23 protein-coding genes and 1 pseudogene are annotated in these 23627 nt (G+C 72.9%); 14 read left to right on the plus strand and 10 right to left on the minus strand.

Annotated elements, in window-relative coordinates:
* The first annotated feature begins 42 nt into the window (after window positions 1–42).
* Entirely contained in the window at window positions 43–1197 is a 1155-nt protein-coding gene (locus ACFYYR_RS15380; RefSeq protein WP_388852253.1) for an 8-amino-7-oxononanoate synthase, read from the plus strand.
* 284 nt (window positions 1198–1481) lie between these two features.
* Entirely contained in the window at window positions 1482–1910 is a 429-nt protein-coding gene (locus ACFYYR_RS15385; protein WP_388852256.1) for an ATP-binding protein, read from the plus strand.
* Window positions 1911–2113: 203 nt separating this feature from the next.
* Here ACFYYR_RS15385 and ACFYYR_RS15390 read toward each other — a convergent pair whose 3' ends face one another.
* From ACFYYR_RS15390 to ACFYYR_RS15405, 4 genes and pseudogenes are all read right to left on the minus strand, one after another.
* Window positions 2114–2506 (minus strand): VOC family protein, encoded by a 393-nt coding sequence (locus ACFYYR_RS15390; RefSeq protein ID WP_388852259.1) that lies wholly within the window; start codon window positions 2504–2506, stop codon window positions 2114–2116.
* A gap of 161 nt (window positions 2507–2667) precedes the next feature.
* Window positions 2668–3018 (minus strand): annotated as a pseudogene (locus ACFYYR_RS15395) (C40 family peptidase); the annotation flags it as partial.
* Window positions 3019–4178: 1160 nt separating this feature from the next.
* Window positions 4179–4490 (minus strand): hypothetical protein, encoded by a 312-nt coding sequence (locus tag ACFYYR_RS15400; RefSeq protein ID WP_388852262.1) that lies wholly within the window; start codon window positions 4488–4490, stop codon window positions 4179–4181.
* A gap of 3 nt (window positions 4491–4493) precedes the next feature.
* The gene (locus ACFYYR_RS15405; RefSeq protein ID WP_388852265.1) at window positions 4494–5126 is read right to left on the minus strand and encodes an ATP-dependent Clp protease proteolytic subunit; all 633 of its coding nucleotides are present in this window, start codon (window positions 5124–5126) and stop codon (window positions 4494–4496) included.
* Window positions 5127–5210: 84 nt separating this feature from the next.
* On the opposite strand from ACFYYR_RS15405, the gene ACFYYR_RS15410 reads away from it, so the two are divergent.
* The 8 genes from ACFYYR_RS15410 to ACFYYR_RS15445 all read left to right on the plus strand — a co-directional run bounded on the left by ACFYYR_RS15410 (window position 5211) and on the right by ACFYYR_RS15445 (window position 12960).
* Complete coding sequence (locus ACFYYR_RS15410; protein ID WP_388852268.1) at window positions 5211–5507, plus strand: type II toxin-antitoxin system Phd/YefM family antitoxin; 297 nt, start codon at window positions 5211–5213, stop codon at window positions 5505–5507.
* Window positions 5508–6099: 592 nt separating this feature from the next.
* Complete coding sequence (locus ACFYYR_RS15415; RefSeq protein WP_388852271.1) at window positions 6100–6402, plus strand: urease subunit gamma; 303 nt, start codon at window positions 6100–6102, stop codon at window positions 6400–6402.
* A 13-nt stretch (window positions 6403–6415) separates the two neighbouring features.
* A complete protein-coding gene (locus tag ACFYYR_RS15420) occupies window positions 6416–6721 on the plus strand; it encodes an urease subunit beta (RefSeq protein ID WP_351511385.1) in 306 nt (101 codons plus the stop codon).
* 120 nt (window positions 6722–6841) lie between these two features.
* Window positions 6842–8563, plus strand: coding sequence for an urease subunit alpha (locus ACFYYR_RS15425; RefSeq protein WP_388852275.1), 1722 nt, complete (start codon window positions 6842–6844; stop codon window positions 8561–8563).
* A 272-nt stretch (window positions 8564–8835) separates the two neighbouring features.
* Window positions 8836–9495, plus strand: a complete 660-nt coding sequence (locus tag ACFYYR_RS15430; RefSeq protein ID WP_388852545.1) for an urease accessory protein UreF — start codon at window positions 8836–8838, stop codon at window positions 9493–9495.
* A 20-nt stretch (window positions 9496–9515) separates the two neighbouring features.
* Window positions 9516–10220 (plus strand): urease accessory protein UreG, encoded by a 705-nt coding sequence (gene ureG / locus ACFYYR_RS15435; RefSeq protein ID WP_388852548.1) that lies wholly within the window; start codon window positions 9516–9518, stop codon window positions 10218–10220.
* Window positions 10217–11062 carry an urease accessory protein UreD gene (locus ACFYYR_RS15440; protein WP_388852278.1) on the plus strand — a complete coding sequence of 282 codons (846 nt, stop codon included), beginning with the start codon at window positions 10217–10219 and terminating at the stop codon, window positions 11060–11062. Before ureG ends, ACFYYR_RS15440 begins: the two co-directional genes overlap by 4 nt.
* Before the next feature lie 251 nt (window positions 11063–11313).
* Complete coding sequence (locus ACFYYR_RS15445; RefSeq protein ID WP_388852281.1) at window positions 11314–12960, plus strand: alpha/beta hydrolase; 1647 nt, start codon at window positions 11314–11316, stop codon at window positions 12958–12960.
* 230 nt (window positions 12961–13190) lie between these two features.
* Here ACFYYR_RS15445 and ACFYYR_RS15450 read toward each other — a convergent pair whose 3' ends face one another.
* Window positions 13191–13907, minus strand: coding sequence for a lysophospholipid acyltransferase family protein (locus tag ACFYYR_RS15450; protein WP_388852284.1), 717 nt, complete (start codon window positions 13905–13907; stop codon window positions 13191–13193).
* A gap of 315 nt (window positions 13908–14222) precedes the next feature.
* Window positions 14223–15095 carry a helix-turn-helix transcriptional regulator gene (locus tag ACFYYR_RS15455; RefSeq protein WP_388852287.1) on the minus strand — a complete coding sequence of 291 codons (873 nt, stop codon included), beginning with the start codon at window positions 15093–15095 and terminating at the stop codon, window positions 14223–14225.
* Between the two features lie 152 nt (window positions 15096–15247).
* On the opposite strand from ACFYYR_RS15455, the gene ACFYYR_RS15460 reads away from it, so the two are divergent.
* Window positions 15248–16645, plus strand: coding sequence for an MFS transporter (locus tag ACFYYR_RS15460; protein ID WP_388852291.1), 1398 nt, complete (start codon window positions 15248–15250; stop codon window positions 16643–16645).
* A 303-nt stretch (window positions 16646–16948) separates the two neighbouring features.
* The gene (locus tag ACFYYR_RS15465; protein WP_388852294.1) at window positions 16949–17932 is read left to right on the plus strand and encodes a helix-turn-helix domain-containing protein; all 984 of its coding nucleotides are present in this window, start codon (window positions 16949–16951) and stop codon (window positions 17930–17932) included.
* 131 nt (window positions 17933–18063) lie between these two features.
* Here the strand turns inward: ACFYYR_RS15465 and ACFYYR_RS15470 are convergent, their stop codons facing one another.
* Window positions 18064–18915, minus strand: a complete 852-nt coding sequence (locus ACFYYR_RS15470; protein ID WP_388852297.1) for a hypothetical protein — start codon at window positions 18913–18915, stop codon at window positions 18064–18066.
* A 524-nt stretch (window positions 18916–19439) separates the two neighbouring features.
* Between ACFYYR_RS15470 and ACFYYR_RS15475 the strand changes: the two genes are divergently transcribed.
* The gene (locus ACFYYR_RS15475; RefSeq protein ID WP_388852300.1) at window positions 19440–20273 is read left to right on the plus strand and encodes a pentapeptide repeat-containing protein; all 834 of its coding nucleotides are present in this window, start codon (window positions 19440–19442) and stop codon (window positions 20271–20273) included.
* A gap of 245 nt (window positions 20274–20518) precedes the next feature.
* Window positions 20519–20992 (plus strand): cupin domain-containing protein, encoded by a 474-nt coding sequence (locus ACFYYR_RS15480; RefSeq protein ID WP_388852303.1) that lies wholly within the window; start codon window positions 20519–20521, stop codon window positions 20990–20992.
* 116 nt (window positions 20993–21108) lie between these two features.
* On the opposite strand, the gene ACFYYR_RS15485 is transcribed toward ACFYYR_RS15480, so the two are convergent.
* The 3 genes from ACFYYR_RS15485 to ACFYYR_RS15495 all read right to left on the minus strand — a co-directional run bounded on the left by ACFYYR_RS15485 (window position 21109) and on the right by ACFYYR_RS15495 (window position 23593).
* Window positions 21109–21276, minus strand: a complete 168-nt coding sequence (locus ACFYYR_RS15485; protein ID WP_388852306.1) for a hypothetical protein — start codon at window positions 21274–21276, stop codon at window positions 21109–21111.
* A gap of 209 nt (window positions 21277–21485) precedes the next feature.
* The gene (locus ACFYYR_RS15490) at window positions 21486–22436 is read right to left on the minus strand and encodes a cytochrome c oxidase assembly protein (protein ID WP_388852309.1); all 951 of its coding nucleotides are present in this window, start codon (window positions 22434–22436) and stop codon (window positions 21486–21488) included.
* 131 nt (window positions 22437–22567) lie between these two features.
* The gene (locus ACFYYR_RS15495; RefSeq protein WP_388852312.1) at window positions 22568–23593 is read right to left on the minus strand and encodes a 6-phosphofructokinase; all 1026 of its coding nucleotides are present in this window, start codon (window positions 23591–23593) and stop codon (window positions 22568–22570) included.
* Window positions 23594–23627 lie beyond the last annotated feature (34 nt).

Raw genomic sequence — 23627 nt, forward strand, 5'->3', positions numbered from 1 at the left:
CGACTACGGTTTGGGCAGACCCCACAGACGCGAGGACGGCCGATGCCCCACGACCCGTTCGACTGGATCGACGAGCAGGCGCGGGCGCGCCACCGCGCCGGGCTGGTCCGCACCCTGCGGCCGCGTCCGGCCGGCTCCCCGCTGCTGGATCTGGCGAGCAACGACTACCTGGGGCTGGCCCGTCACCCCGAGGTCACCGAGGCGGCCGCCGCTGCCGCCCGCCGGTGGGGCGCCGGCGCCACCGGATCCCGCCTGGTCACCGGCACCACCGAGCTGCACACCGAGCTCGAGGGGGAACTCGCCCGGTTCTGCGGCTTCGAGGCCGCTCTGGTGCTCTCCTCCGGGTATGCCGCCAATCTCGCGGCCGTCACCGCGCTGAGCGGCCATGGCACCCTCCTGGTCTCCGACGCGGGCAACCACGCCTCGCTCATCGACGGCTGCCGCCTCTCCCGGGCCGGGACCGCCGTCGTCCCGCACGCCGACCCGGCGGCCGTCCGCAAGACCCTCGGGGCGCACGAGGGCCCGGCCGTCACCGTCACCGACTCCGTCTTCTCGGTCGACGGCGACGCCGCACCGCTGCCCGAGCTGGCCTCGGCCTGCCGTGCGCACGGGGCGGCCCTGCTGGTCGACGACGCCCACGGGCTGGGCGTCCTCGGCGAGGGCGGGCGCGGCGCCCTGCACGCCGCCGGCCTGGCCGGCGCGCCGGACGTGGTGGCCACGGCCACCCTCTCCAAGTCCCTCGGCAGCCAGGGCGGCGTGGTCCTCGGCCCCGCCCGGGTGATCGAGCACCTGGTGAACACGGCCCGGACCTTCATCTTCGACACCGGGCTCGCGCCGGCCGCCACCGGCGCCGCGCTGGCGGCCCTGCGGCTGCTCGCGCGCTCGCCGGAGCGGGCGGAGCGGGCCCGCGCGGTCGCCTCGGGCCTGCACGGACGGCTCACGGCGGCCGGCCTCGCCGCCGTCCGGCCGGACGCCTGTGTGGTCTCGGTGCGCGCCCCCTCCCCGGAGACGGCCGTGCGATGGGCGGCCGACTGCCGCGCCGCCGGGCTGGTCGCCGGCTGTTTCCGTCCCCCGTCGGTGCCCGACGGCATCTCCCGGCTGCGGCTGACCGCACGCGCCGACCTGACGGACCGGCAGATCGAGGAGGCGGTCGCCACCATCGTCGCGACGGCCCCCGACGGGGCGGCGGCCGGCTGACCCCGCCGCAACGCCCGGGCTCCGGACCGCGTGCGGGGACGGCCGCCCGGACGGTCCGCGAGCCCCTGCCACGGAGTTGTCCCGCCGGGGTCATGCGCTGTCCACATCCGGTCTTCCGTCGGACGGTTCACTGCTTCGGGCGACAGAATTCCGTACATCTTGGGGGATCACCCCCGACACCGCAGTATCAGTGGCACTCTGACGCGAAGCGGCCGTCCGAACCCGAGCCCGACCCCGTCGTGCAACGCGTCGGACCCCGGATGGTGGGAAGGGACAGCGTTGCCATGGCAGACCACCTGGAAGCCTCCGTCACCTTGCCGAGCGATCCGGTCTCGGTCGCCACGGCCCGCCGCCGGGTGTCGGAGGTGCTGACGGAGTGGGGCCTGCCGGAGGGCGCGGAAGCGGCCGACACCGTACGCCTCATCGTGTCCGAGCTGGCCACCAACGCCATCCTGCACACCTTCGGCCAGTCGCCCACCTTCACCGTCGTCCTGCAGCTCGAACGGGACGAGACCCTGCGCATCGGGGTCACTGACAGTCACCCCCGCTGGCCGCAGCGGCTGCCCGCGGCGGTACAGCAGGACAACGGCCGCGGCCTCGTGATCATCAGGTCGCTCACCGCCGAATCCGGCGGCAAGCTCTCGGTCACGCCCACGGCCGACGGCGGCAAGACGGTCTGGATCCGGCTGCCGTGGACCACCCCGGCCCCCTGACCGCCGCCGCGCCCCGTCGTCCGCGTCCCGGGGCCCCGTCCCGTCCGGCACGGGGCCTTCGTCCGGCGCACGTATCGCCCGACGGGCACCCGCGATCCGGGGCACCCGCGATCCGGGCACCGGAGCCGGTGCCCGGATCGCGGGCACGGCCTGTCGTGTCTCGGCCCCGCCTGTCGTGCCTCAGCCCGGCACGGCGCACCCGCTCATGCCGTCAACCCGCGCTCCACAGCACTCCGTTCCACACAGAACTCGTTGCCCTCCGGGTCCTCCATCACCACCCAGCCCAGCCCCTCGCCGTCGCGGTGGTCGGCCACGACCGTGGCGCCGAGGGCGGCCAGCCGCTCCACCTCGGCGTCCCGGGTGCCGGTGGCCGGCTGGATGTCCAGGTGCATCCGGTTCTTCACCGACTTCCCCTCCGGCACACGGATGAACAGGAGCCCGGGCACGCCCGGTTCGCCCGCGGTGAGCAGCGCGAAATCGTCCGCCGGGTCGGCGTCCTCGACGCGGTAGCCGGTGAGCGCCGACCAGAAGCGTGCCTGCGCGTGCGGGTCACGGGAGTCGACGGTGATGTGCCGGACGGGGTTGAGGAAGGACATGGTGCTCCCAGGTCGCCGGGGTCGGAGGTCTTCCGGTGCCACCGAAGCTGCTCCCGGGCACCGACAGCCGATACGGGAGCCACCGTAGGCCGCCGGTGCCGTCGTGCGGGCCGCTTCCCCGGAACGGCCCATCCGCTGGTCGGTTCAGGTGTGCCCGCTCGTCAGTTCACCCGTGCGTAGGTGACGTTACGGGTCCAGATCGTCTCCAGACGGACCCGGGTGCCGGTCCGCGGCGAGTGCCAGATCTTGTTGTCGCCGGCGTAGATGCCCACATGGTTGATCCCGCCCGGCGAGCCGAAGAAGACCAGGTCACCCGGCTGACGTCGGGACGCCGGGACGTGCGGGGCGTGGTGGTACTGCTGAGCGGCGGTGCGCGGAAGCTGCTTGCCCGCCAGCCGGAACGCGTACTGGGTGAGCCCCGAGCAGTCGAACTGGTACGGCCCCTCGGCACCCCAGACGTACGGCGAGCCCTGCTTCGAGGCGGCGATCTGCAGCGCACGCATCCCGGGCGACAGCGTGGTCCGCTTGTGCCGGGGCGCCTTCGGCTTCGTCGGCTTGGCGGGCCTGGGCCTGCGGGGAGCCGGCCGCGCGGGCTCCTCCCGGGGCGCCTGGGTCTTCGGTGGTTCGCTCCGTGGCGGCTTCCTCCTGGGCGGCTCGGCTTTCGGCGGCTTCGGCCGCGGCAGCGTCCCCGAGGCGTCGGCCTTCGGGGGCCGGGCCGCCGGCGTACCCGTCCCCGGAGCCGGCGGGCCGGCCGGTCTGCCCGGGGCGTCCGGCGGGCCGGTCCGATCAGGGGGCGGTTCCATCCCGGGCGCGGCCTTCTCGACCATGGGCGGAGCCATGCCGGGCGGGGCGGGCGGTCCGGAGCGGGGCAGCTCGGTGCCGGGCGGCGCCGTCGTGCCCCGGGGCGGCCGGACACCGCTGCCCGCCATGGCCGTGCCCCCTGCTCCGAATTCCGGGGAGACCGTGCTGACCTGGGATGTCTCCGGAACGGGAGCAGCCTGGGCCGGTGCGGAGCCGGGGCCCAGCAGGGTGCCGCCCACAGCGGCGAGGGTGAGCGCCGACGCGGCGCCCGCCCGGGAGAACAGCGAGGGGACGTGCGTTGGTGCGGCCATGTGCGACCCTTCGTCAGCCGCCTGTGAGGGATGGCCTGTCGGGTTCGGGACGGCGAAGTGGCCCGGCCGCGTGCAGCGGCTTCACCCCAGGAGCGGACCATTGCCCGGCCCACGGCCGCGGTCCGCTCCGCACTGCTCGGGTCCTCCACTCCTGCCGAAAGCACTTTCTGTCGGCCCGTCATCCGGGACGGCGGCAGGATTCGGCGTCCGTCCGGACTGCCCCGCCGCGGCGGCGGGGGCTTGTCGTTTTCCGGATGCTCCCTGCCGCCGCCGAGGATTCGGGACCGACGCGACCCTGTGTGACCTTCATCACGTATGTGTCGTTCGGGTGAGTAGTGCTCTTTTCTGCCTTCCTGTCTTATGCGGGAAATCCTGGTGCCGACGGGGTCGTGCCGGGCCTGCACCCGCTCCGCCCTGCGCGCAAGTCGATCAGTGCGACGGCCTGCTCGAAGGTCCATCGATTGAGCGAGTCCGTTCAGCCGCAACTGAGAGCCCATCAGGTGGCGATCCGTCAGATTGCGTCGGACGGGCGCCGGTGCGATCTGTCAGGTGGCGCCCCGTCAGCCCGCGCTCTCGGGCGGCAGGGTGGCCCGCGCCGCGCGGCGCTCGCCGTCCAGGACCCGCAGGGCCCGCGTCAGCGTCGTGGTGTGCAGGTGGCTCTCCCCGCGGTCGTGCATGAGGGCCAGCGCGTCCCGCAGGGCGGTGGCCCTGCCGACCAGGGCCTGTGCCGCGCGCAGGCCGCTGTAGGTGTGGGTGGCCCGCCCCGGGTTGATCCGCCCGACCAGATCCAGCACCTCCAGATACCGGTCGACCAGTTCGCCCTCCGCCCTGGTCAGGGCGGGCAGCGGGGGCAGCTCGGGCAGTGGCTTCATGGTTCACCCGGCCCGGCGGAGGTCCGACTGCTTGCGGCTGCCCAGGATGTGGTCGGCCAGCCCGTAGGCCACCGCGTCCTCGGCCCCGAAGATCGTGTCCCGCTCGATGTCGCCGGCGATCCGCTCGCGCGGCCGGCCGGTGTGCCGTGCGAGCAGCTCCTCGAGCAGGTCGCGCAGTCGCAGCAGCTCGTTCGCGTGGATCTCCAGTTCCGACGCCTGTCCCTGGATCGGCTCGGAGAAGGACGGCTGGTGGATGAGGATGCGGGAGCCGGGCAGCATCAGCCGCTTCCCGGGTGCCCCGGCCGCGAACAGCACCGCGGCCGCGGACGCGGCCTGTCCCAGGCACACGGTCTCGATGTCGCAGGTGACGTACTGCATCGTGTCGTGGATCGCCGTCATCGCGGTCAGCGATCCGCCGGGGGAGTTGATGTAGAGCGAGATGTCGCGGTCCGGGGCGGCGTGCTCCAGGTGCATGAGCTGCGCGATGACGTCGTTGGCCGAGGTGTCGTCGACCGGTGAGCCGAGGAAGACGATCCGCTCTTCGAGGAGCTTGGAGTACGGATCCGTCGTGCGGACCCCCGAGCCGGTGCGCTCGGAGAACTGCGGCAGGACGTGGCGGGCGGTGGGGCGGTCCATCGGTACACCTCTCGTCGGTGCTCCGGAAGGAGCGAAGCGTCTGTAAAAAATGTACAGGACGTACATCCCGTTAGAATGGGGAGCATGGCCTACGAGATTCCGGTGACGCAAGCCCGCGCAGAGCTCGCGGAACTGATCAACCGCGTCGTGTATGGCGGTGAGCGGGTGGTCGTCACCCGCCACGGCAAGCCCCTCGTGGCGCTGGTTTCAGCAGCTGACCTGCAACAACTCGAAGAGGCGGAGAGCGCCCCGGACGACCGCGTGATCAGCACGGTCTCGGTGGTGCGCCCCGGCGAGTCCGCTGCCGGCGAACGCCGCCGCTTCGGAATCGCCGCGGAACACCGCGGTCCGGAGGCCGGGGACCGCAACCGGGGCGGCTGACCGCGCAACTCCGTTGTCGTGCCGGGCCGTTGGTGGAGTGCCGCCCGAGTGCCGCCCGAGTGCCGCCTGGGTGCCGGTGGGTGCGGGGCACGGCCGGGCCCGCCGGCCCGCACGGGCAAGAAGGCACATGACCGCGAAGCCGTACGCCTCCGTCCGATGTGGCGAAGGGTGTACGGCCGCTCGCGACCGCCGCCGGCCGATGGGCGGTCGGCCGCGGCGGGGCAGCAACGCGCGGTGTGCGGTGGGAGCTTCGCTGCACGGTGCCCGCCGGTCGGCCGTCGCGAGGACGGTGAGGACCGGGGCCGATCGCAGGAAGAGCGCCGCGGCGCGGCCCCGCGCCGCTGCCGACGCCCGTGCCGGAGGACGGGACTGTGCCGCGGACCGGGAGAGTTAACGTCCCTGAAACGCCCCTGAAGTAGCCTGCGGCAACGAACCCGGAACGGCCGTCCCCGCGGGCCGGTGTGGCAGGGCGGCCACCGACACGGTGTGTGGTGCGCCTGTTTCCGCGACGCGACGCGCCGCAGCCCGGGGACGGCATCCGGGCAGCTCCCGCCGCAGGACCGGGAGCGTCGACGACGGTGAGGTGGGAAGCGTGCAACTGACCCCGCACGAGCAGGAACGGCTGCTCATCCATGTGGCGGCGGACGTCGCCGAGAAGCGCAGGGCCCGCGGGGTGCGGCTGAACCACCCCGAGTCCGTCGCCCTCATCACCGCGCACATCCTGGAGGGCGCCCGCGACGGCCGCACCGTCGCCGAACTCATGCGGTCCGGCCGCAAGGTGCTCACCCGGGACGACGTCATGGAGGGCATCCCCGAGATGATCCACGACGTCCAGGTCGAGGCGACCTTCCCGGACGGCACCAAGCTCGTCACCGTCCACGAGCCGATCAGCTGACGGGGGTGCGCGGATGATCCCCGGAGAGGTGCTGTTCGAGGACGCGCCGGTGCCGCTCAACGCCGGCCGCCCCGTCACCCGAGTCACCGTTCTCAACGCCGCCGACCGGCCCGTCCAGGTCGGCTCCCACTACCACTTCGCCGAGGCCAACCCCGGTCTCGACTTCGACCGTGCGGCAGCCCGCGGCCTGCGGCTCAACATCGCCGCCGGCACGGCCGTCCGCTTCGAACCGGGCATCCCCGTCGAGGTCGAGCTCGTGCCGATCGCCGGGCGGCGGATCGTTCCCGGACTGCGCGGCGAGACCGGAGGTGCCCTGTGACCGGCGGACACCGGCCGGTCGGAGCGGGCTCCGGACGGGCCGCGGGCCCCCGGCACCCCGGCGACGCGGCCGGTACGCAGCGCAGCCGCACCCGCGGCGGAATCCACGACGAGGTGCACCATGGCTGAACTCTCCCGTGCCGCATACGCCGATCTCTTCGGTCCCACCACGGGGGACCGCATCCGGCTCGCCGACACCGGCCTCCTGATCGAGATCGAGCGCGACCTGGCCGGCGGCCCCGGAGCCGCGGGCGAGGAAGCCGTCTTCGGCGGCGGCAAGGTGATCCGCGAGTCCATGGGCCAGGCCCGTACCACCCGTGCCGAGGGCGCCGCTGACACCGTGATCACCGGCGCCGTCGTCCTCGACCACTGGGGAGTGATCAAGGCCGACATCGGCATCCGGGACGGCCGGATCACCGGCCTGGGCAAGGCCGGGAACCCCGACACCATGGACGGCGTCCATCCGGCCCTGGTCATCGGGCCCGAGACCGAGATCATCGCCGGGAACGGCAGGATCGTCACCGCGGGCGCCATCGACGCGCACGTCCACTTCATCTGCCCGCAGCTCGTCGACGAGGCCCTGGCCTCGGGCATCACCACGCTCGTCGGTGGCGGCACCGGACCCGCCGAGGGCACCAAGGCGACCACCATCACCCCCGGCCCCTGGCATCTGGCCCGGATGTTCGAGGCGATGGAGGCGTATCCGGTCAACATCGGGCTGCTCGGCAAGGGCAACACCACCTCCCGCGAGGCGATGCACAGCCAACTGCGCGGCGGCGCCCTCGGATTCAAGATCCACGAGGACTGGGGTGCCACGCCCGCCGCCATCGACGCCTGTCTGGGCGTGTGCGAGGAGACCGGCGCCCAGCTCGCCATCCACACCGACACCCTGAACGAGGCGGGATTCGTCGGGGACACCCTCGCGGCGATCGCCGGCCGCACCATCCACGCGTACCACACCGAGGGAGCGGGCGGCGGGCACGCACCGGACATCATCACCGTGGTCTCCGAGCCCCATGTGCTGCCCAGTTCGACGAATCCGACCCGCCCGCACACCGTGAACACCGTCGAGGAGCACCTCGACATGCTGATGGTGTGCCATCACCTCAACCCGGCGGTGCCGGAGGACCTGGCCTTCGCCGAATCCCGCATCCGGCCCAGCACCATCGCCGCCGAGGACGTGCTGCACGACCTCGGAGCGATCTCGATCATCTCCTCCGACTCCCAGGCGATGGGGCGCATCGGCGAAGTGGTGCTCCGCACCTGGCAGACCGCCCACGTCATGAAGAAGCGGCGGGGAGCCCTGCCCGGGGACGGCCGGGCGGACAACCACCGCGCCCGGCGCTACGTGGCGAAGTACACCATCAACCCCGCCGTCGCCCAGGGCCTGGACGGCGAGATCGGGTCCGTGGAGACCGGCAAGCTCGCCGACCTGGTGCTCTGGGACCCGGCGTTCTTCGGCGTCAAACCCCGGCTGGTGCTCAAGGGCGGGCAGATCGCCTGTGCGCAGATGGGGGACGCCAACGCCTCCATCCCCACCCCGCAGCCGGTGCTGCCCCGCCCGATGTTCGGGGCGACCGGCCGGGCCCCGGCGGCCAACTCCGTCAACTTCGTCGCTCCCGCGGCGCTCGAGGACGGGCTGCCCGAACGGCTCGGTCTGGACAAACGGTTCGCCGCCATCAGCAGCACCCGGGGCGTCGGCAAGGCCGACATGCGGGAGAACGACGCGCGCCCGCAGGTCGTGGTCGACCCGGACACCTTCACGGTCACCATCGACGGCACGGCCGTCGAACCGGAGCCCGCGGAGGAACTGCCCATGGCCCAGCGGTACTTCCTCTTCTGAACCCTCTGAAACGGGCGGCCCGCACGATGAGCACCTCCCTCGGCCCGCCGGCACGGCAGGCCACCACCGGTGTCGCGGTGGACTCCGCGCCGTCCGCCGGTCCGCCGCCCGCGTCCGGCACCCGCGGCGGCACCGCGTCCGGCCCCGGCGGGCCCCTCGCCGACCGCGGGGAATCGCCGGACGAGCCCGTGCACGGCCCGGTCACCGGGGGCCGCGGCCGAGCGGCCGCAGACGCCCCGGACGGGGCAGGACCGTCCGCGGGCCGCGCCGCGCTGCTGGTGCTCGCCGACGGGCGGTTCCCCGCGGGCGGGCACGCCCACTCCGGCGGAGCGGAGGCCGCCGTCGACGCGGGCCGGATCCGCGACGCCGCGACGCTGAGCGACTTCTGCCGCGGCCGGCTGCACACCGCGGGGCTGGTGGCCGCCGCGCTCGCCGCCGCTGCGGCCGCCGGCCTCGACCCGCTCCTGCTGGACGAGGCCGCCGACGCCCGTACCCCGTCCCCCGCTCTCCGCGTCACCGCGCGGCGGCTCGGGCGCCAGATGATGCGGGCGGCGCGGGCCGTCTGGCCCTCCCCGGAGCTCGACGCCCTGGCCGCCGCCCGGCCGCGCGGGGTCCATCAGCCCGTCGTCCTCGGCCTCGCCGCCCGCGCCGCGGGGCTGACGCCGCTCGACGCCGCGCACGCCGCCGGGTACGAATCCGTCAGCGCTCCGGCCACCGCCGCGGTGCGGCTGCTCGGCCTCGACCCGTTCCAGGCCACCGCGGTCCTCGCCCGGCTGGCACCCGCGCTCGACCGGGTCGCCGGGCAGGCCGCCGTCGCCGCGCAACAGGCCCTCCACGACGGCGTGGACGCCCTCCCCGCGGCCTCCGCGCCGCTCCTCGACATCGCCGCCGAGCGGCACGCCGGCTGGCCCGTACGTCTCTTCGCCTCATGACCCGAACCCCTGGAGCCGAGATGCACCTGGATCACCCGGAAACCTTTCCCCAGCGGCACACCTGGAGCGCGCCCGGGGCCCTGCGGCCCGACGGTACCCGCCGTGCGCTGCGCGTCGGCCTCGGCGGTCCGGTCGGCTCCGGCAAGACCGCCACGGTCGCCGCGCTCTGCCGCGCCCTGCGCGACGAACTCTCCGTCGCCGTCGTCACCAACGACATCTACACCCGTGAGGACGCGGCGTTCCTGCTGCGCAACGCCGTCCTGCCGCCCGAGCGCATCACCGCGGTCGAGACCGGGGCCTGCCCGCACACCGCCATCCGCGACGACATCTCCGCCAACCTCGAAGCCGTCGAGGAACTGGAGGAGGCCCTTGCCCCCGCGGGCGGGCTCGACCTCGTCCTCATCGAATCCGGCGGCGACAACCTGACGGCCACCTTCTCCAAGGGGCTGGTCGACGCCCAGATCTTCGTCATCGACGTCGCGGGCGGTGACGACATCCCGCGCAAGGGCGGACCGGGCGTCACCACCGCCGATCTGCTCGTCGTCAACAAGACCGACCTTGCCCCGTACGTCGGCTCCGACCTGGACCGCATGGCCCGGGACGCCGCGGAGCAGCGCGGCGCACTGCCCGTCGTGATGACCTCCCTGGTCGCCGAGGACGGCGTCAAGCCGATCGCCGACTGGGTGCGGGAGCGGCGCGCCGCGTGGCTCGCGGAACCGGTATGAGCGGAAGCGGTGACAGCGGGGCCCGGGTGGGTGGTGCACGGGTGAACGGAGCCGGGGCGACCGGCTCGCGGGGGAGCGGTGCCGCCGTCCGGGCGGCCGCCCGGATCACCGCCGCTCCGGACGGGCGCGGCGGCACGGCCCTTCCCGTTCTCGACGGGCACGGCCCGCTCGCCCTGCGCCGGGTCCGGGCACCGGGGTCCGCCGCCGGTGTCTGTGTCATCGGCGCCATGAGCGCGCCGCTGGGCGGCGACCGGATCCGGCTCGACGTGGCCGTCGAGCCGGGGGCGGCACTGCGGGTGACCGCGGCCGCGGCCACCGTCGCCCTGCCCGGCCGTGCCGCGGGGCCCGCGACGTACGACGTCGACGTATGGGTGGGGGAGGGGGCCGAACTGCACTGGCTCCTCGAGCCGTTGATCTCCGCGGCCGGCAGCGAGCTGCTTCTCACCACGCGCGTCCGGCTCGCGCCGACGGCCCGCCTCGTGCTGCGCGAGGAGCAGGTGCTCGGCCGCTCCGGCGAGCGGCCGGGCCGTCTCGTCACCCGGCTCACCGCCCGTCACGGCGACCGGCTGCTGCTCGACCAGGAGACGACCTACGGTCCCGGGGCCCCCGGCTGGGACACCCCGGCCGTCCTGGACACCCACCGCGCCGTCGGCCAACTCCTCGTCGTCGACCCGGCCTTCGAGGAGGACGTCCCCGAGGTCCGGTGTCTCGGTGGCGGGCCGGCGGACGGCGAGGGGGTTGTCACCCCGCTCCCCGGCCCCGCGGTCCTGGCCACCGCACTGGCCCCGGACGCGCTGCGGCTGCGGCGGATGCTCGACTCCGCGCTGCCCGGCCCGGGGTGAGCGGAGCCGGCGGTCCCGTCGACCGGCGGTGCCGGTCGTGTCCGAGGGCGTCCCGTGCCGGGCAGGGGCGGCCCCGGACGGACCCGAGCATGCGGATGCCCTGGTGGAGGGTGCGGAGGGACGGAAGTTGACGTCTTGGTAAAGATTCCGTCGCACGATCTATCGCACAACCGGGCGGAGACGGAAGGATCCTCCTGCAAGCTCTGTGATCACCGCCGCCCGAGCGGCGTACCCAGCAGGGGGAAACAATCGTGAGACGCACAGCAGTGCTCGGCTCGGCCGGCACTCTGATAGCGGGAACGCTGATCGTCGGGGCCATGACCGCCCCCAGCGCCAGCGCCGACGCACAGCAGAACAATGGCGGCAACGCCGAGGCCCGGGGTGTCCGGGCCGCCGCGGCACGCGCCGCGCAGCAGGGCATCGACTGGAAGGACTGTCCTGCGGACTGGAGCCTTCCCAAGCCCATTCAGTGCGGCTACGTCAGCGTTCCGCTCGACTACGCCAAGCCGAACGGCCGCACGATCAGGATCGCGGTGGACCGTATCGGCAACACCGGCACGGCCGGGGAGCGCCAGGGCGCCCTGATCTACAACCCGGGTGGCCCCGGCGGCTCCGGTATGCGGTTCCCGCTCCGGGTCACGAGCAAGAACCCGCTGTGGACCAAGACCTCCAAGGCCTACGACTTCGTGGGCTTCGACCCGCGGGGTGTCGGCCGCTCCACGCCCATCTCCTGCGTCGACCCGCAGGAGTCCGTGAAGGCACCCAAGCTGGACCCGGTGCCCGACAGCGAGGCCGACAAGCGCGTCCAGCGCAAGCTGGCCAAGGACTACGCGGACGGCTGCAAGAAGCGCAGCCGGACGATGCTCCCGCACATGACCACGCCCAACACCGCACGCGACATGGACGTCATCCGTGCCGCGCTCGGCGAGAAGAAGCTCAACTACCTCGGCGTTTCGTACGGCACCTACCTGGGCGGTGTGTACGCCACGCTGTTCCCGAAGCACACCCGCCGCATGATCGTCGACAGTGTGGTCAACCCGTCGCGCGAGAAGATCTGGTACCAGGCCAACCTGGACCAGGACGTCGCGTTCGAGATGCGCTGGGACGACTGGAAGGCGTGGGTCGCCAAGAACGACGCCGCCTACCACATCGGCAACACGCCGCAGAAGGTCCAGAAGCAGTGGGAGAAGCTCCGCGCCGCGGCGAAGAAGAACCCGATCGGCGGGGTCGTCGGCCCGGCCGAGCTGCTCGGCTTCTTCCAGAGCGCGCCGTACTACGACTCGTCCTGGCCCGAGGTGGCCGGGGTGTGGAGCAAGTACCTCGCCGGTGACGAGAAGGCACTTGTCGAGGCGGCGGGCCCGGACATGTCCGACACCGCCGGCAACATCTCCGCGGAGAACGGCAACGCCGTCTACACCGCCGTCGAGTGCGCCGACGCCAAGTGGCCCACCAGCTGGAAGAAGTGGAACCGGGACAACACCCGGCTGCACCGGGACTACCCCTTCCTCACCTGGTCCAACGCCTGGATGAACCTGCCGTGCGCCACCTGGGGCGCGCCGCAGCGCACCCCGCTGAACGTCGGCACCGGCAAGGGCGCGACCAAGGTGCTCATCGTGCAGTCCGCCCGTGACGCCGCCACGCCGTACGACGGCGCCGTCGAGCTGCACCAGCGGCTCAAGGGCTCGCGGCTGATCACCGAGCGGAACGCCGGTTCGCACGGCGTCACCGGCCTGGTCAACCCGTGCATCAACGAGCGGGTGGACGACTACCTGCTCAAGGGCACGCTCGGCCGTCGCGACGTGACGTGCGACCCGCACGCCACGCCGAAGCCCGCCGAGGCGAAGGACGCTGCCAGGACCGCCGCCAAGGCGGCGGCGGATCTGCCCACCGTGCACTGACCGGCAGGACCGCACAGCACTGAGGGGACGGCCCGGAGTTCCGGGTCGTCCCCTCGTCCGTGCCCGCGGCCCGCCGTGGGCCGGTGCACGGTCGGCGCCCGGCCACGTCGGGCCGGTGGTGCGTGGCCCGTCCGTGTGCCGGTGCGGTCCGCGCCCGGGCCCGGCCGCGTACCGGTGCGGCCTCTGCGCGACCGGGCCGCGCGCCGGTGTCCCTGCCGTGCGCCTTCGCGTCAGTGCACGAGCCGGTGCCGGTGCTGCTCCGCCGTCCCGGCCTTCAGCTCGGCCTTCACCTCGGTGGCGTACCGGTCGACGTACTCCTGGCCGGACAGCCGGAGGATCTCGTACATGATCTCGTCGGTGACCGCTCGGAGGGCGGCGCGTTCGTCGGCCATCCCGGCGTAGCGGGAGAACTCCATCGGCTCGCCGAACCGGATCGTCACCCGCTTGATCCGCGGCAGCACCCGGCCGGGAGGCTGGATCTCGAACGTGCCGACCATGGCGCAGGGCACCACCGGGACCTGCGCCTGGAGGGCCATGGACGCGACCCCGACCCGGCCCTTGTAGAGCCGCCCGTCATGCGACCGGGTGCCCTCGGGATAGATGCCGAGCAATTCGTCCTTGCGCAGTACACCCAGTCCTTCCCGGATGGCGTTCTGGCCCGCCTTGCCGCCCGAGCGGTCGACGGGGATCTGTCCGGCGCTGCGGAAGAAGGCGGCCGTCAGCCGTCCCTTGAGGCCCGGCCCGGTGAAGTATTCCGCCTTCGCGAGAAAGGTGATCCGGCGGCGCAGAATCGCCGGCATCAGAAAGTGGTCCGAGAAGGACAGATGATTGCCGGCGACGATCGCCGCCCCCTCCTCGGGTACGTGCTCGAGACCTTCGATCCGTGGTCGGAACAGCAGTCGCAACAACGGTCCGAGGATCACGTATTTGAGCACGTAATAGAACACAGGTTCGCTCCCAACTGTACCGGATCGGCTCCGGGGCTGTGTTTGCCAGGTCAACCGGTGTTGCGGGGTTGGTCATTCGGTGTGCAATTATCGCCGCTTTCAACCACCATCGATCGGAGCTCATGCCGACTCGTTGCTGAAATTGATGATGGCTTGTCAGGTGAGATTCTAACTACGCGCTGTGGCGATCCGTTAGTGGACAATGCCGATCCCGGGCCGTTTCTCCGGTGGCGACGTGCCGCGCCGCACCACCTCGGTACCTCGGCGGTGGCCGCTCGGCACGCCCCGGAGTACGCCTTGCGCGACCCGGGCCGGCTACCGCTCGGCCCCTTCGTGGAGCGCCGCGTCCTCGGGGCTGGCCATGTCCAGCAGGAGCATCGCATCGTGGTCCGGGGTGCCGGGCCGGGCCTGGTAGGTGACGAGGCGTTGGCCGTCGGTGCGGAGGATCGCCATCACCTCGAAGGTGAGGCGCATCGAGCCGACCTCCGGGTGCTGGAAGTGCTTCCGGCCGCCACCGCCTGCCCGTACGTCGTACCGATCCCACAACCGGGCGAACTCCGGGCTCTTCAGCATGAGTTCACCCACCAGCCGGGCCAGCTCCGGCACGTCCGGGTCGGCGCCCGCGATCGCCCGAAGATGGGCCGCACTGTGGGCCGCCATCGCCTCCCAGTCCCGGTACAGCGTGCGGCCCACGGGGTGCAGGAACATGTAGCGCGTGGTGTTGCGGCGCTCCCGCGGCCAGTCCGTGATGCCGGGGAAGAGGCGCAGGCCGGGCCGGTTGGCGGCCAGCAGGTCGTTGGTGCGACTGACGACGTACGCCGGTGACGGACGCAGGGTTTCCAGCAGGGCGCGGACCGACTCGCGCACCGTACGCGCCGGGCCCGCGGACGGCGCCGGCACCTGGCCCGCCGCGAGCGCCACCAGCTCGTGCAGCCGGTGCAGCGCATCGTCGGAGAGCCGGAGCGCCTCTCCGAGTGCGGTGACGACGGCGGGTGAGGGCCGGGTCTCGCGACCGCGCTCCAGCCGCGTGTAGTAGTCGATGCTGACTCCCGCCAGCGTCGCCAGCTCCTCGCGGCGCAGTCCCGGAGTGCGGCGGATGCCGGTGCCGACGGGCAGCCCCACGTCCTGCGGGCGGATCTGCGCACGGCGCGCGCGGAGGAAGCGGCCCAGTTCCGTGCCTTCGCTCATCCGTCCACTATCGCAAAGGGCCCTCCGGTCAGGGAGGCCGTATCAGGGCCCGGCACCGTGCTCCCCCGTACCGCTCGGCCTGCCGGAGGCCGCACGCGCCGAGCACGCTGTTCTCCGCATCCGGCAGGTCGAACAGTGAGGAGCAGAGCACCATGAGCGTGACGCGGTCCGGGGCAGGCGCGGGAGTCGGGGCGAGGGCCGGCACCCGGGACGAACGGGAACGGCCGGGCTCCGCGGTCGCGGCTCTGGTCGCCGCGGTCCTCGGCTTCTTCGTGATCACGGTCGACGTCTCCGGTGTCAACATCGCGCTGCCCGCCGTGCGGGAGGACCTCGGTGGCTCACTGTCCGGCCTCCAGTGGGTGGCCGACAGCTACACCCTGATGTTCGCGGCGCTGATGCTCTCCGCCGGTGCGCTCTCGGACGCGGTCGGCGCGCGACGCGCCTACGCCTGGGGGCTCGCCGCGTTCGTCCTCGCCTCGCTGGCCTGCGGGGCGGCCCCGACGCTCGAGGTGCTGACGGCGGCGCGCGTGGTGCAGGGAAGCGCGGCAGCGGTGATGGTGCCCTCCTCGCTCGCGCTGATCCGGCAGGCGTTCCCCGAGCCGGGCGCGCGGGCGCGTGGCATCGCCCTGTGGACGGTCGGCGGTGCGGTGGCCATCGCTGCCGGGCCCGTCCTGGGCGGACTGGTCACCACCGAGTGGAGCTGGCGCGCCGTGTTCGTCCTCAACGCGCCCGCCGGCCTCGCCGGTCTCCTCTTCCTGCTGCGGGCGGCGCGCTCCCCGCGCCACTCCGCTGTGTTCGACCTGCCGGGACAGCTGACGGCGGTGCTGGCGCCGGCCTCCCTGACCTTCGCGGTGATCGAGGGCGGGCACGACGGGCTCACCGGCCGGGTGCTCGTCGCGGCCGGGGTCGCGGTGGTGTCCGGGGCCGGCTTCGTGACCGTCGAGGCGCGACGGCGCACGCCGATGCTGCCGCTGGAGCTGTTCCGGCAGCGTGGCGTCACCGTGCCGGTCGTCGCGGGCTTCGCCCTCAACGCTGCCTTCTACGGCGGAGTGTTCGTCCTGAGTCTCTTCTTCCAGGACCAACGGGGGCAGTCGGCGCTCTCGGCCGGGCTGATGTTCGTGCCGATGGCGGTGATCACCGCAAGTGTCAACTACCTCTCGCCGCGCGCGGTTTCCCGCTTCGGGCCGCGGACGGTGATCGTCGCGGGGCTGCTGACCGCCGCGCTGGGCTGCGGCGTTCTGCTCGCCGTCGACACCGGTACGGCCGCGTGGCCGGCGGCCCTGCTGATGATCCCGCTGGGCGCCGGCGGCTCCCTCGCCATGCCGGCGCTGACCTCCCTGGTGCTCGACAGCGTCGCCGCCGAGCGGGCCGGGACAGCGGCAGCGCTGCTCAACACCAGCCGCCAGACAGGCGGAGCGGTCAGCATCGCCGTCTTCGGCGCGCTCCTTCTGGGGGACTTCGCGGCGGGGATGCGGACGAGCTTCCTGCTCGCCGCCTGCCTGCTGGTGGCCGCGGCGCTGGGCGCGGCGGCACTGCTGCCACGACGGTGAGGCCGGGGCTCGGCGGCAGGGCTTCCGCGACCGTGGCCACCGCGGTCTTCCGCCCGGCATCCGGAACACCCGGAGTGCGAGGGGGCGATGCCGCCCCTGGACGCAGTCTTGATGAGCCGCCCTGATGAGAGGTGCCGTCGTGACGTCGACGGCCGGTGGGCACCGGCAACGGCCACCGGCCGTCCCGGCCGGGACGCAGTGTCCGGGCAGGCCACGGATGTGTCCGGGCCGTGTCCCGACAACGGGGACATGGCGAGATCCGCCGTTGTTCCTCCTGCCACGGCCGTAGCAGGATGGCGTTCCATGGGGCACCCGGGGGAGTCGTCACCGTTCGAAGTCCAGGACGCCGCCGGCTTCGTCCTGTTGATGCGGCAGCTCAAGGACCGTTCGGGACTGACGTACCGTGAATTGGAGGAGCGGGCCACCCGGAACGGCGATGTGCTGGCACGCAGCACGCTGGCCGACATCCTCCGACGGACGAGCCTGCCCCGCCCCGATGTGCTGGCCGCCTTCGTCCGCGCCTGCGGGGACGGGCAGCGGGCCGGGGACTGGCTGGAGGCCAGAAACCGGATCGCCGCGGAGAGCGCTGCCGAGCCCGTCACGGCGCCCGGTCCCGAGGCCGGGGTCCCATCGCAGCCCCCGGAGCACCAGCGGCCCCCGGAGCCCGCGGACTCGCGGTCGGGCCGCGCCAAGAGCCGCACGGTGGCGCTCGCCACCGTCCTCACGGTCCTGCTCACCGCCCTGGCCGCCTGGGTGCTGCTCCCCGACGGCTCCGACGCCCCGGGCGCACCGGGTGCCGCGGCCACCACGCCCACCGGGCCCGCCACACCCCGGGCTCCCGCCGACGGCTGGGTCACCATCCGCCCCGCCCGTACCCCCGACCTCTGCCTGACCGACGGACGCGACCGGAACGCCGCGTACCCCAGCGCCGTCGCCGTCCAGCTCCGCTGCGCCCGGGCCACCGTGCCGCGCACCTACCTCGAACCCGCCGGCGAGGGCCTCTATCGGATCCAGTGGCACCATCCGCAGCTGGGGAAGGGGTGCCTGACGGTCATGACGGCCGGCCCGGTCAGGAACATGCTCGAACCCCGGGACAAGTGTGCCCGGGCCACCTTGTTCCGTCTGGAGCCCACCGTCACCGGCGGCACCGCAGGCTTCCGGCTGCGCCCGGACCACAGCAGCCGGTGCATCGGCATCGTCGACAACGACATCACCGAGGGGGCCGAGGCGACCCAGGAGCCATGCACCGGCGCGGCCGACCAGCGGTTTCTCGTCCGGGCGGGCTGATGGTCGGTTTCCTGTCCGGGCGGGCCGGCGGTCCGCACCGGAGCGCCGACGAGGGCGAGTGGCGGTGCACCGGATGAGGTGACGCGGGCTGCACCGAACCGTGCGGCGGCGCACGGAAGCCCTGATCTCCCCTATGCGTCCCGTGCGAAGGCCTCCGGGTCCCGAGCCACACGGACGACCAGCCGAGTCGCCACATGCTGACGGAACGCACCGCCCACCTCGAAGCCCTGCTCCTCGATGCTCGACACCAGGTCCTGCGTGTAACCGAAATCGCGGCTCGGCCGGAGGGTCGCGGAGGCTTCGGCCGCCGTGCCGTCGAACAGGGTCCGCACGATGTCCAGGATCAAGGGGTCAGCGGACAGAAGGGGGTGCGACAGGGGACTGGCCGTGCGGTCGACGCGAGGCGGTCCCTGCCGCTTCCACCGGTACGCAACCTCCGCCCGCTGGTGCCGGGTGGCCGGGAGGCCGGCGTCCGGCTGCCCGGGGAGAACGCCCGGTTCCGTGACCAGGGGCAGGCCGAGGGCCGAGCGGAGTTCCTGCCGGCCGGCGGTGTCCGCCGCCTGGACGAGCAGGCATCCGGCACCTGCCGCGCGAAGAAGGTCCGCCAGGTCCTGAATCCATGCCCTCAGCAGGTAACCGTGGACCTCGGTCAGCGGATAGTAGATGTCGTGCGCATAGGGATGAACCGCGTACACCGTGCCGAGGCTGGGATGTCCGTCAGGGTACGTGAAGACGCCCGCCTCCTCCCGGGTGACCGGCAGGATTCCCAGAGCCTGACGACGAATTCTCCTGCGGCTGCCGGCAAGGGCAGTCCAGATTCCCAGAGCGCCGGCAACCAGCGTTCCGTCCGGCCCGGTGGGATTCTGCCGGGGCTTCACCTGACGTGCCGTCAGTAGGGGTGCATTCCGGCTCTCCGAACGATGCCCTGCTCGGCCCACGGCGAGCAGGGTGCGCTTCTCGAACGGAACATCGGCCAGGGGCATGCGTCTTCGTGCCGTTCGTCGATCGCTGCTGACCCCGGAAAGCCCGGCCCGACCGTCGATGGACGGCCGTCGACGTGCGTTGGCGCCCACAACTCCCCCTGTGCCGTGCGCCGGCGTACCGATTCCGAGCCGTCGGCCCTCTCGACCCCGGCCCGCAGGGGCAGGGGCGACCCCCGGTCGACAGCACGTCACGACGTTATGGCTGGGGTGGCCGATTGTCAGCGGCGTGGGGAAGGCAGGATGCGCGCTCCAGGCGCACGCCCCCAGCCTCCCCAACCTGAGCGGCCCCGTCCGAGCGGTCCCACCGCGAGCCGGCCCGGCCCACGACCGCGCCGCCACGGGAGAGTCGCCGGGTACGGCAGGTGGACCGGCAGAGCCCACCGGCCCCGGACCGGTCCGCCAGGAAGGGCCCGGGGATCCGGGCGAGAAAATCCGTGCCGGAGCGGCGTGGTGATCGGGGAGAATGCGCCCATCACCCTGCACAGGCGCCGGCCCGGTGCCACCCCACGGCAGAAGAGGTCCTGTTGTCCCGTCAGAGCCCCACCGACCGCACCGAAGTGGATCCCGCTTCCCTCCGCGCCGACTGCGGAGCGTGCTTCGGGCTGTGCTGCGTCGCGCTGCCCTTCGCCGCCTCGGCCGACTTCGCCGTCGACAAGGCCGCCGGCCGGCCCTGCGGCAACCTCCAGCAGGACTTCCGCTGCGGCATCCACGCCGACCTGCGCGACCGAGGCTTCTCCGGCTGCACCGTCTTCGACTGCTTCGGCGCGGGACAGCGGGTCTCCCAGGAGACCTTCGGCGGACAGGACTGGCGGCAGGCTCCCGGTCTCGCTCCGCAGATGTTCGCCGTGTTCCCCGTGATGCGGCAGCTCCATGAGCTGCTCCACTATCTGACCGAGGCCCTGTCCCTGCCCCGGGCCCGCCCCCTGCACGCCGACCTCCGTCGCGCCCGGCACACCCTCGACCGACTCACCCGTGACAGTGCCGAGGCGGTCCTGGCGGCCGATGTGCCGGCCCTCCGCGGGGAGGTCAGCGAGCTGCTGCTGCGCGCCGGCGAACTGGTGCGGGCCGGTGTCCCCGGCCGGCGGCGGAACCACCGGGGCGCCGACCTCGTCGGAGCCGATCTGCGGGGCGCCGATCTGCGTGGCGCCAACCTGCGGGGAGCCCTGCTGATCGCGGCCGACCTGCGGAAGGCCGATCTGCGGACCGCGGACGTCATCGGCGCGGACTTCCGGGACGCCGACCTGCGCGGCGCCGACCTCACCGGGAGCCTCTTCCTCGTGCAGCCCCAGCTCCAGGCGGCCAAGGGTGACGGCCGGACCCGGCTGCCCCCGCGGCTCACCCGCCCCGCGCACTGGTGACCCGGACGGCGCCCGGAGTCCGGCGGGCGCTCGTGGGCCGCGTCCGGGGCTCCGGCCGGACAGCGGACACCATCCCGGAATTGCCGACGACCGCAAGCGGACGAGCACGAACGGAGTCGGAAACTCCCTTTCCGTGAACGTAAATCGGTATTCCGGTGCGGTGACGCCAAAACCCGTCTCCGGCCGCACGTGATCTGCGTCGCATTTCCGAGGGTCCTGCCGAATACCTCTGCGAGGATGCGGACATGACCGAGTCACAGAGTTCCGATGCCCGCGCCCTGTTACGCCGCCCCGAGGACGGTGAACTGATCGATGTGGCGGGCGTGGAGCATTTCTTCCGGCTGACCGCCGAACACACCGGAGGGCAGTTCTCGTTCGAGGAGTTCACTCTCGCCCCGGGTGTGGTCGGCGCCCGGCCCCATGTCCATTCCGGGCACGACGAATACTTCTACGTCCTCGAGGGCGAGCTGACCCTGCACGACGGCGACGGGGAAGTGAGCGTCGGGCCGGGCCATCTCCTGGCAGCCGTCCGCGGCACTCCGCACGGCTTCCGGAATGCCGGTACGGAAACGTGCCGCGCCCTCTGTCTCTACACGCCCGCCGGGTACGAGGGCTACTTCCGTGATGTGCACGCGGCGGTGGCCGCCGGTGCCGAGGTCACCGACGAACTGCTCGCCGAATTCCGCAGCCGCTACCGCACCGTCTCCCACCAGGGCTGAACGAGACGGGACCGGAGCTGAACGAAGCGGGACCGGAGCTGAACGAGGCGGGCCGGGTCGCGCCGGTCCGCCCCGCAGTACGGCCGCCGGCGGTGGGGAGCGAAAGGGCCCCGGGGTCAGACGCGGCGTGTGCCGTTCGTGGCCAGCACGCCCAGGGTGACCAGGCCGAGCACCACCCACGCGAACCAGAGCCAGCCGTTGCCGCCCAGCGCCACGGTGTACGCGGTCGCCACCACCAGGCCGCCCACCGTGCACCCCGCCATCGCCTTCGCAGATCCGCGCATCCCGCAGCCTCCTCCCGGCCCCGGCCGGGGGCGGCGCTCCGCCCCGGGCGGTACCCAGGAGTCCATCGTCCCCCCGGGACCGCTCCTCCCGCTACCGCCCGGTCACGGGCCCACCGGTCCGCGGGGCGCGGAGGCCCGCCGCACCCGGGGCATCGGCCCCCGCACCCGGGTGCCACCGGCCCCGGCGCCGCACGGCTCCCGCCGCACCGTCACCGGCCGCGGGCCTGCAGCGAGGCGAGGTAGGCGTTGTACGCCTCCAGCTCCTTGTCACCGTCCCGCTCGGCCGCCCGGTCCGTGCGCCGCGCCTGCCGCTGCTCGGACCGGTACCACTGGAAGACCAGGGCGATCAGCACGACCACCGACGGGATCTCGCTGAACGCCCAGGCGATGCCGCCCGCGGCGTTCTGGTCGGACAGCGGGTCGAGCCCCAGCGAGGACGGCGGATGCGCGTAGGTCGAGACCATGGGCTCGGTCGCCATCATCAGCGCGATGCCGAAGAACGCGTGGAACGGCATGCCGGAGAACAGCTCCAGCATCCGCATCACATAGCCGGGCCGGTGCGGGCCCGGGTCCACGCCCATGATCGGCCAGAAGAAGACCAGCCCCACCGCGAGGAAGTGCACCATCATCGCGATGTGCCCGGCCTTGCTGCCCATGAGGAAGTCGAAGAGCGGCGTGAAGTAGAGCGCGTACAGGCTCGCGATGAACAGCGGGATCGTGAACGCCGGGTGCGTGATGATCCGCATGTAGCGGCTGTGCAGCAGCGCCACCACCAGCTCCCGCGGCCCCGTACGGCCCCGGCCCGCGGACGGCAGCGCCCGCAGCGTCAGCGTCATCGGAGCGCCCAGCAGCAGCAGGATCGGCGACAGCATGCTGATCACCATGTGCTGGACCATGTGCACGCTGAACATGACCATGCCGTACTCGTTCAGCGCGGTGCACATGACGAGCGCGACCGTCAGCACCCCGGTCACGAAGGAGACCGTGCGGCTCACCGGCCAGTGGTCGCCGCGCTGCCGCAGCCGGACGACGGCCCAGCCGTACAGCCCCAGTGCCACGACGGAGCCGATCAGGAAGAACGGCTCTCCCGTGAACTCCAGACCCCGCCCCAGCGTGAACGGCGGCAGATCCATTGTCATGCCGTGCCCGCCGTGATCCATCCACTCGCTCCTGATTCGCACCCGAATGTTCCGCTCCAGACTAGAACTGCCCCCGGCCGGAGCTCCGGCCGGGGGCAGTTCCGCGGCGTTCCGGACCGGTCCGGCCGGTCTCCGGTGGGCGGCGCGTCAGGTCAGAGCACGCACTCGGCCTCGGTGTAGCGCTCGGCCGGCACCGTCTTCAGCTTCTCCACGGCCTCCGCCAGCGGCACCAGCGTGATGTCCGTCCCGCGCAGCGCCGTCAACGTCCCGAACTCGCCGCGGTGCACGGCCTCCACCGCGTGCCAGCCGAAGCGGGTGGCGAGCACCCGGTCGTACGCGGTCGGCGTGCCGCCGCGCTGCACATGGCCGAGGATCACCGGGCGGGCCTCCTTGCCGAGGCGCTCCTCCAGCTCGACGGAGAGCTGCCGGGCGACCCCGGCGAACCGCTCGTGCCCGTAGACGTCCTTGCCGCCCTCGTCCCACTCCATGGAGCCCTCGCGGGGCTTCGCGCCCTCCGCGACGACCACGATGGCGAACTTCTTGCCCGCCGAGAAGCGCGCGCCGACGACCTCGGTCAACTCGTGGATGTCGAAGGGGCGTTCCGGCACGACGATCGCGTGGGCGCCCGCGGCCATGCCCGAGTGCAGCGCGATCCACCCGGTGTGCCGGCCCATGACCTCGACGATGAGCACCCGCTGGTGGGACTCGGCCGTCGTCTTCAGCCGGTCCAGGGCCTCGGTCGCGACACCCACCGCCGTGTCGAAGCCGAAGGTCACATCGGTCGACGCGATGTCGTTGTCGATGGTCTTCGGGACCCCGACGATCGGCAGACCGGCGTCGGAGAGCAGCCGGGCCGCCTTGAGGGTGCCCTCGCCGCCGATCGGAATGATCGCGTCCAGACCGAGCTCGGCCACGTGGCCCCGGGCGCGCTCCACGCCGTCGCGCAGATGCGCGGGCTGCACCCGGGACGAGCCGAGGATGGTGCCGCCGCGGGCCAGGATGCCGCCGACGGCATCGAGGTCCAGCTTGCGGTAGTCGCACTCCAGCAGGCCCTTCCACCCGTCGTGGAAGCCGATGACCTCGTCACCGTGGTCCGCCACCGCGCGGTGCACGACGGAGCGGATGACGGCGTTCAGACCGGGGCAGTCGCCACCGGAGGTGAGCACACCAATGCGCATTGCTCGAAATACCTCTGCAAAGGGTCCGGACGGC

The sequence above is a fragment of the Streptomyces sp. NPDC001922 genome (assembly GCF_042891165.1).
GTDB lineage: Bacteria > Actinomycetota > Actinomycetes > Streptomycetales > Streptomycetaceae > Streptomyces.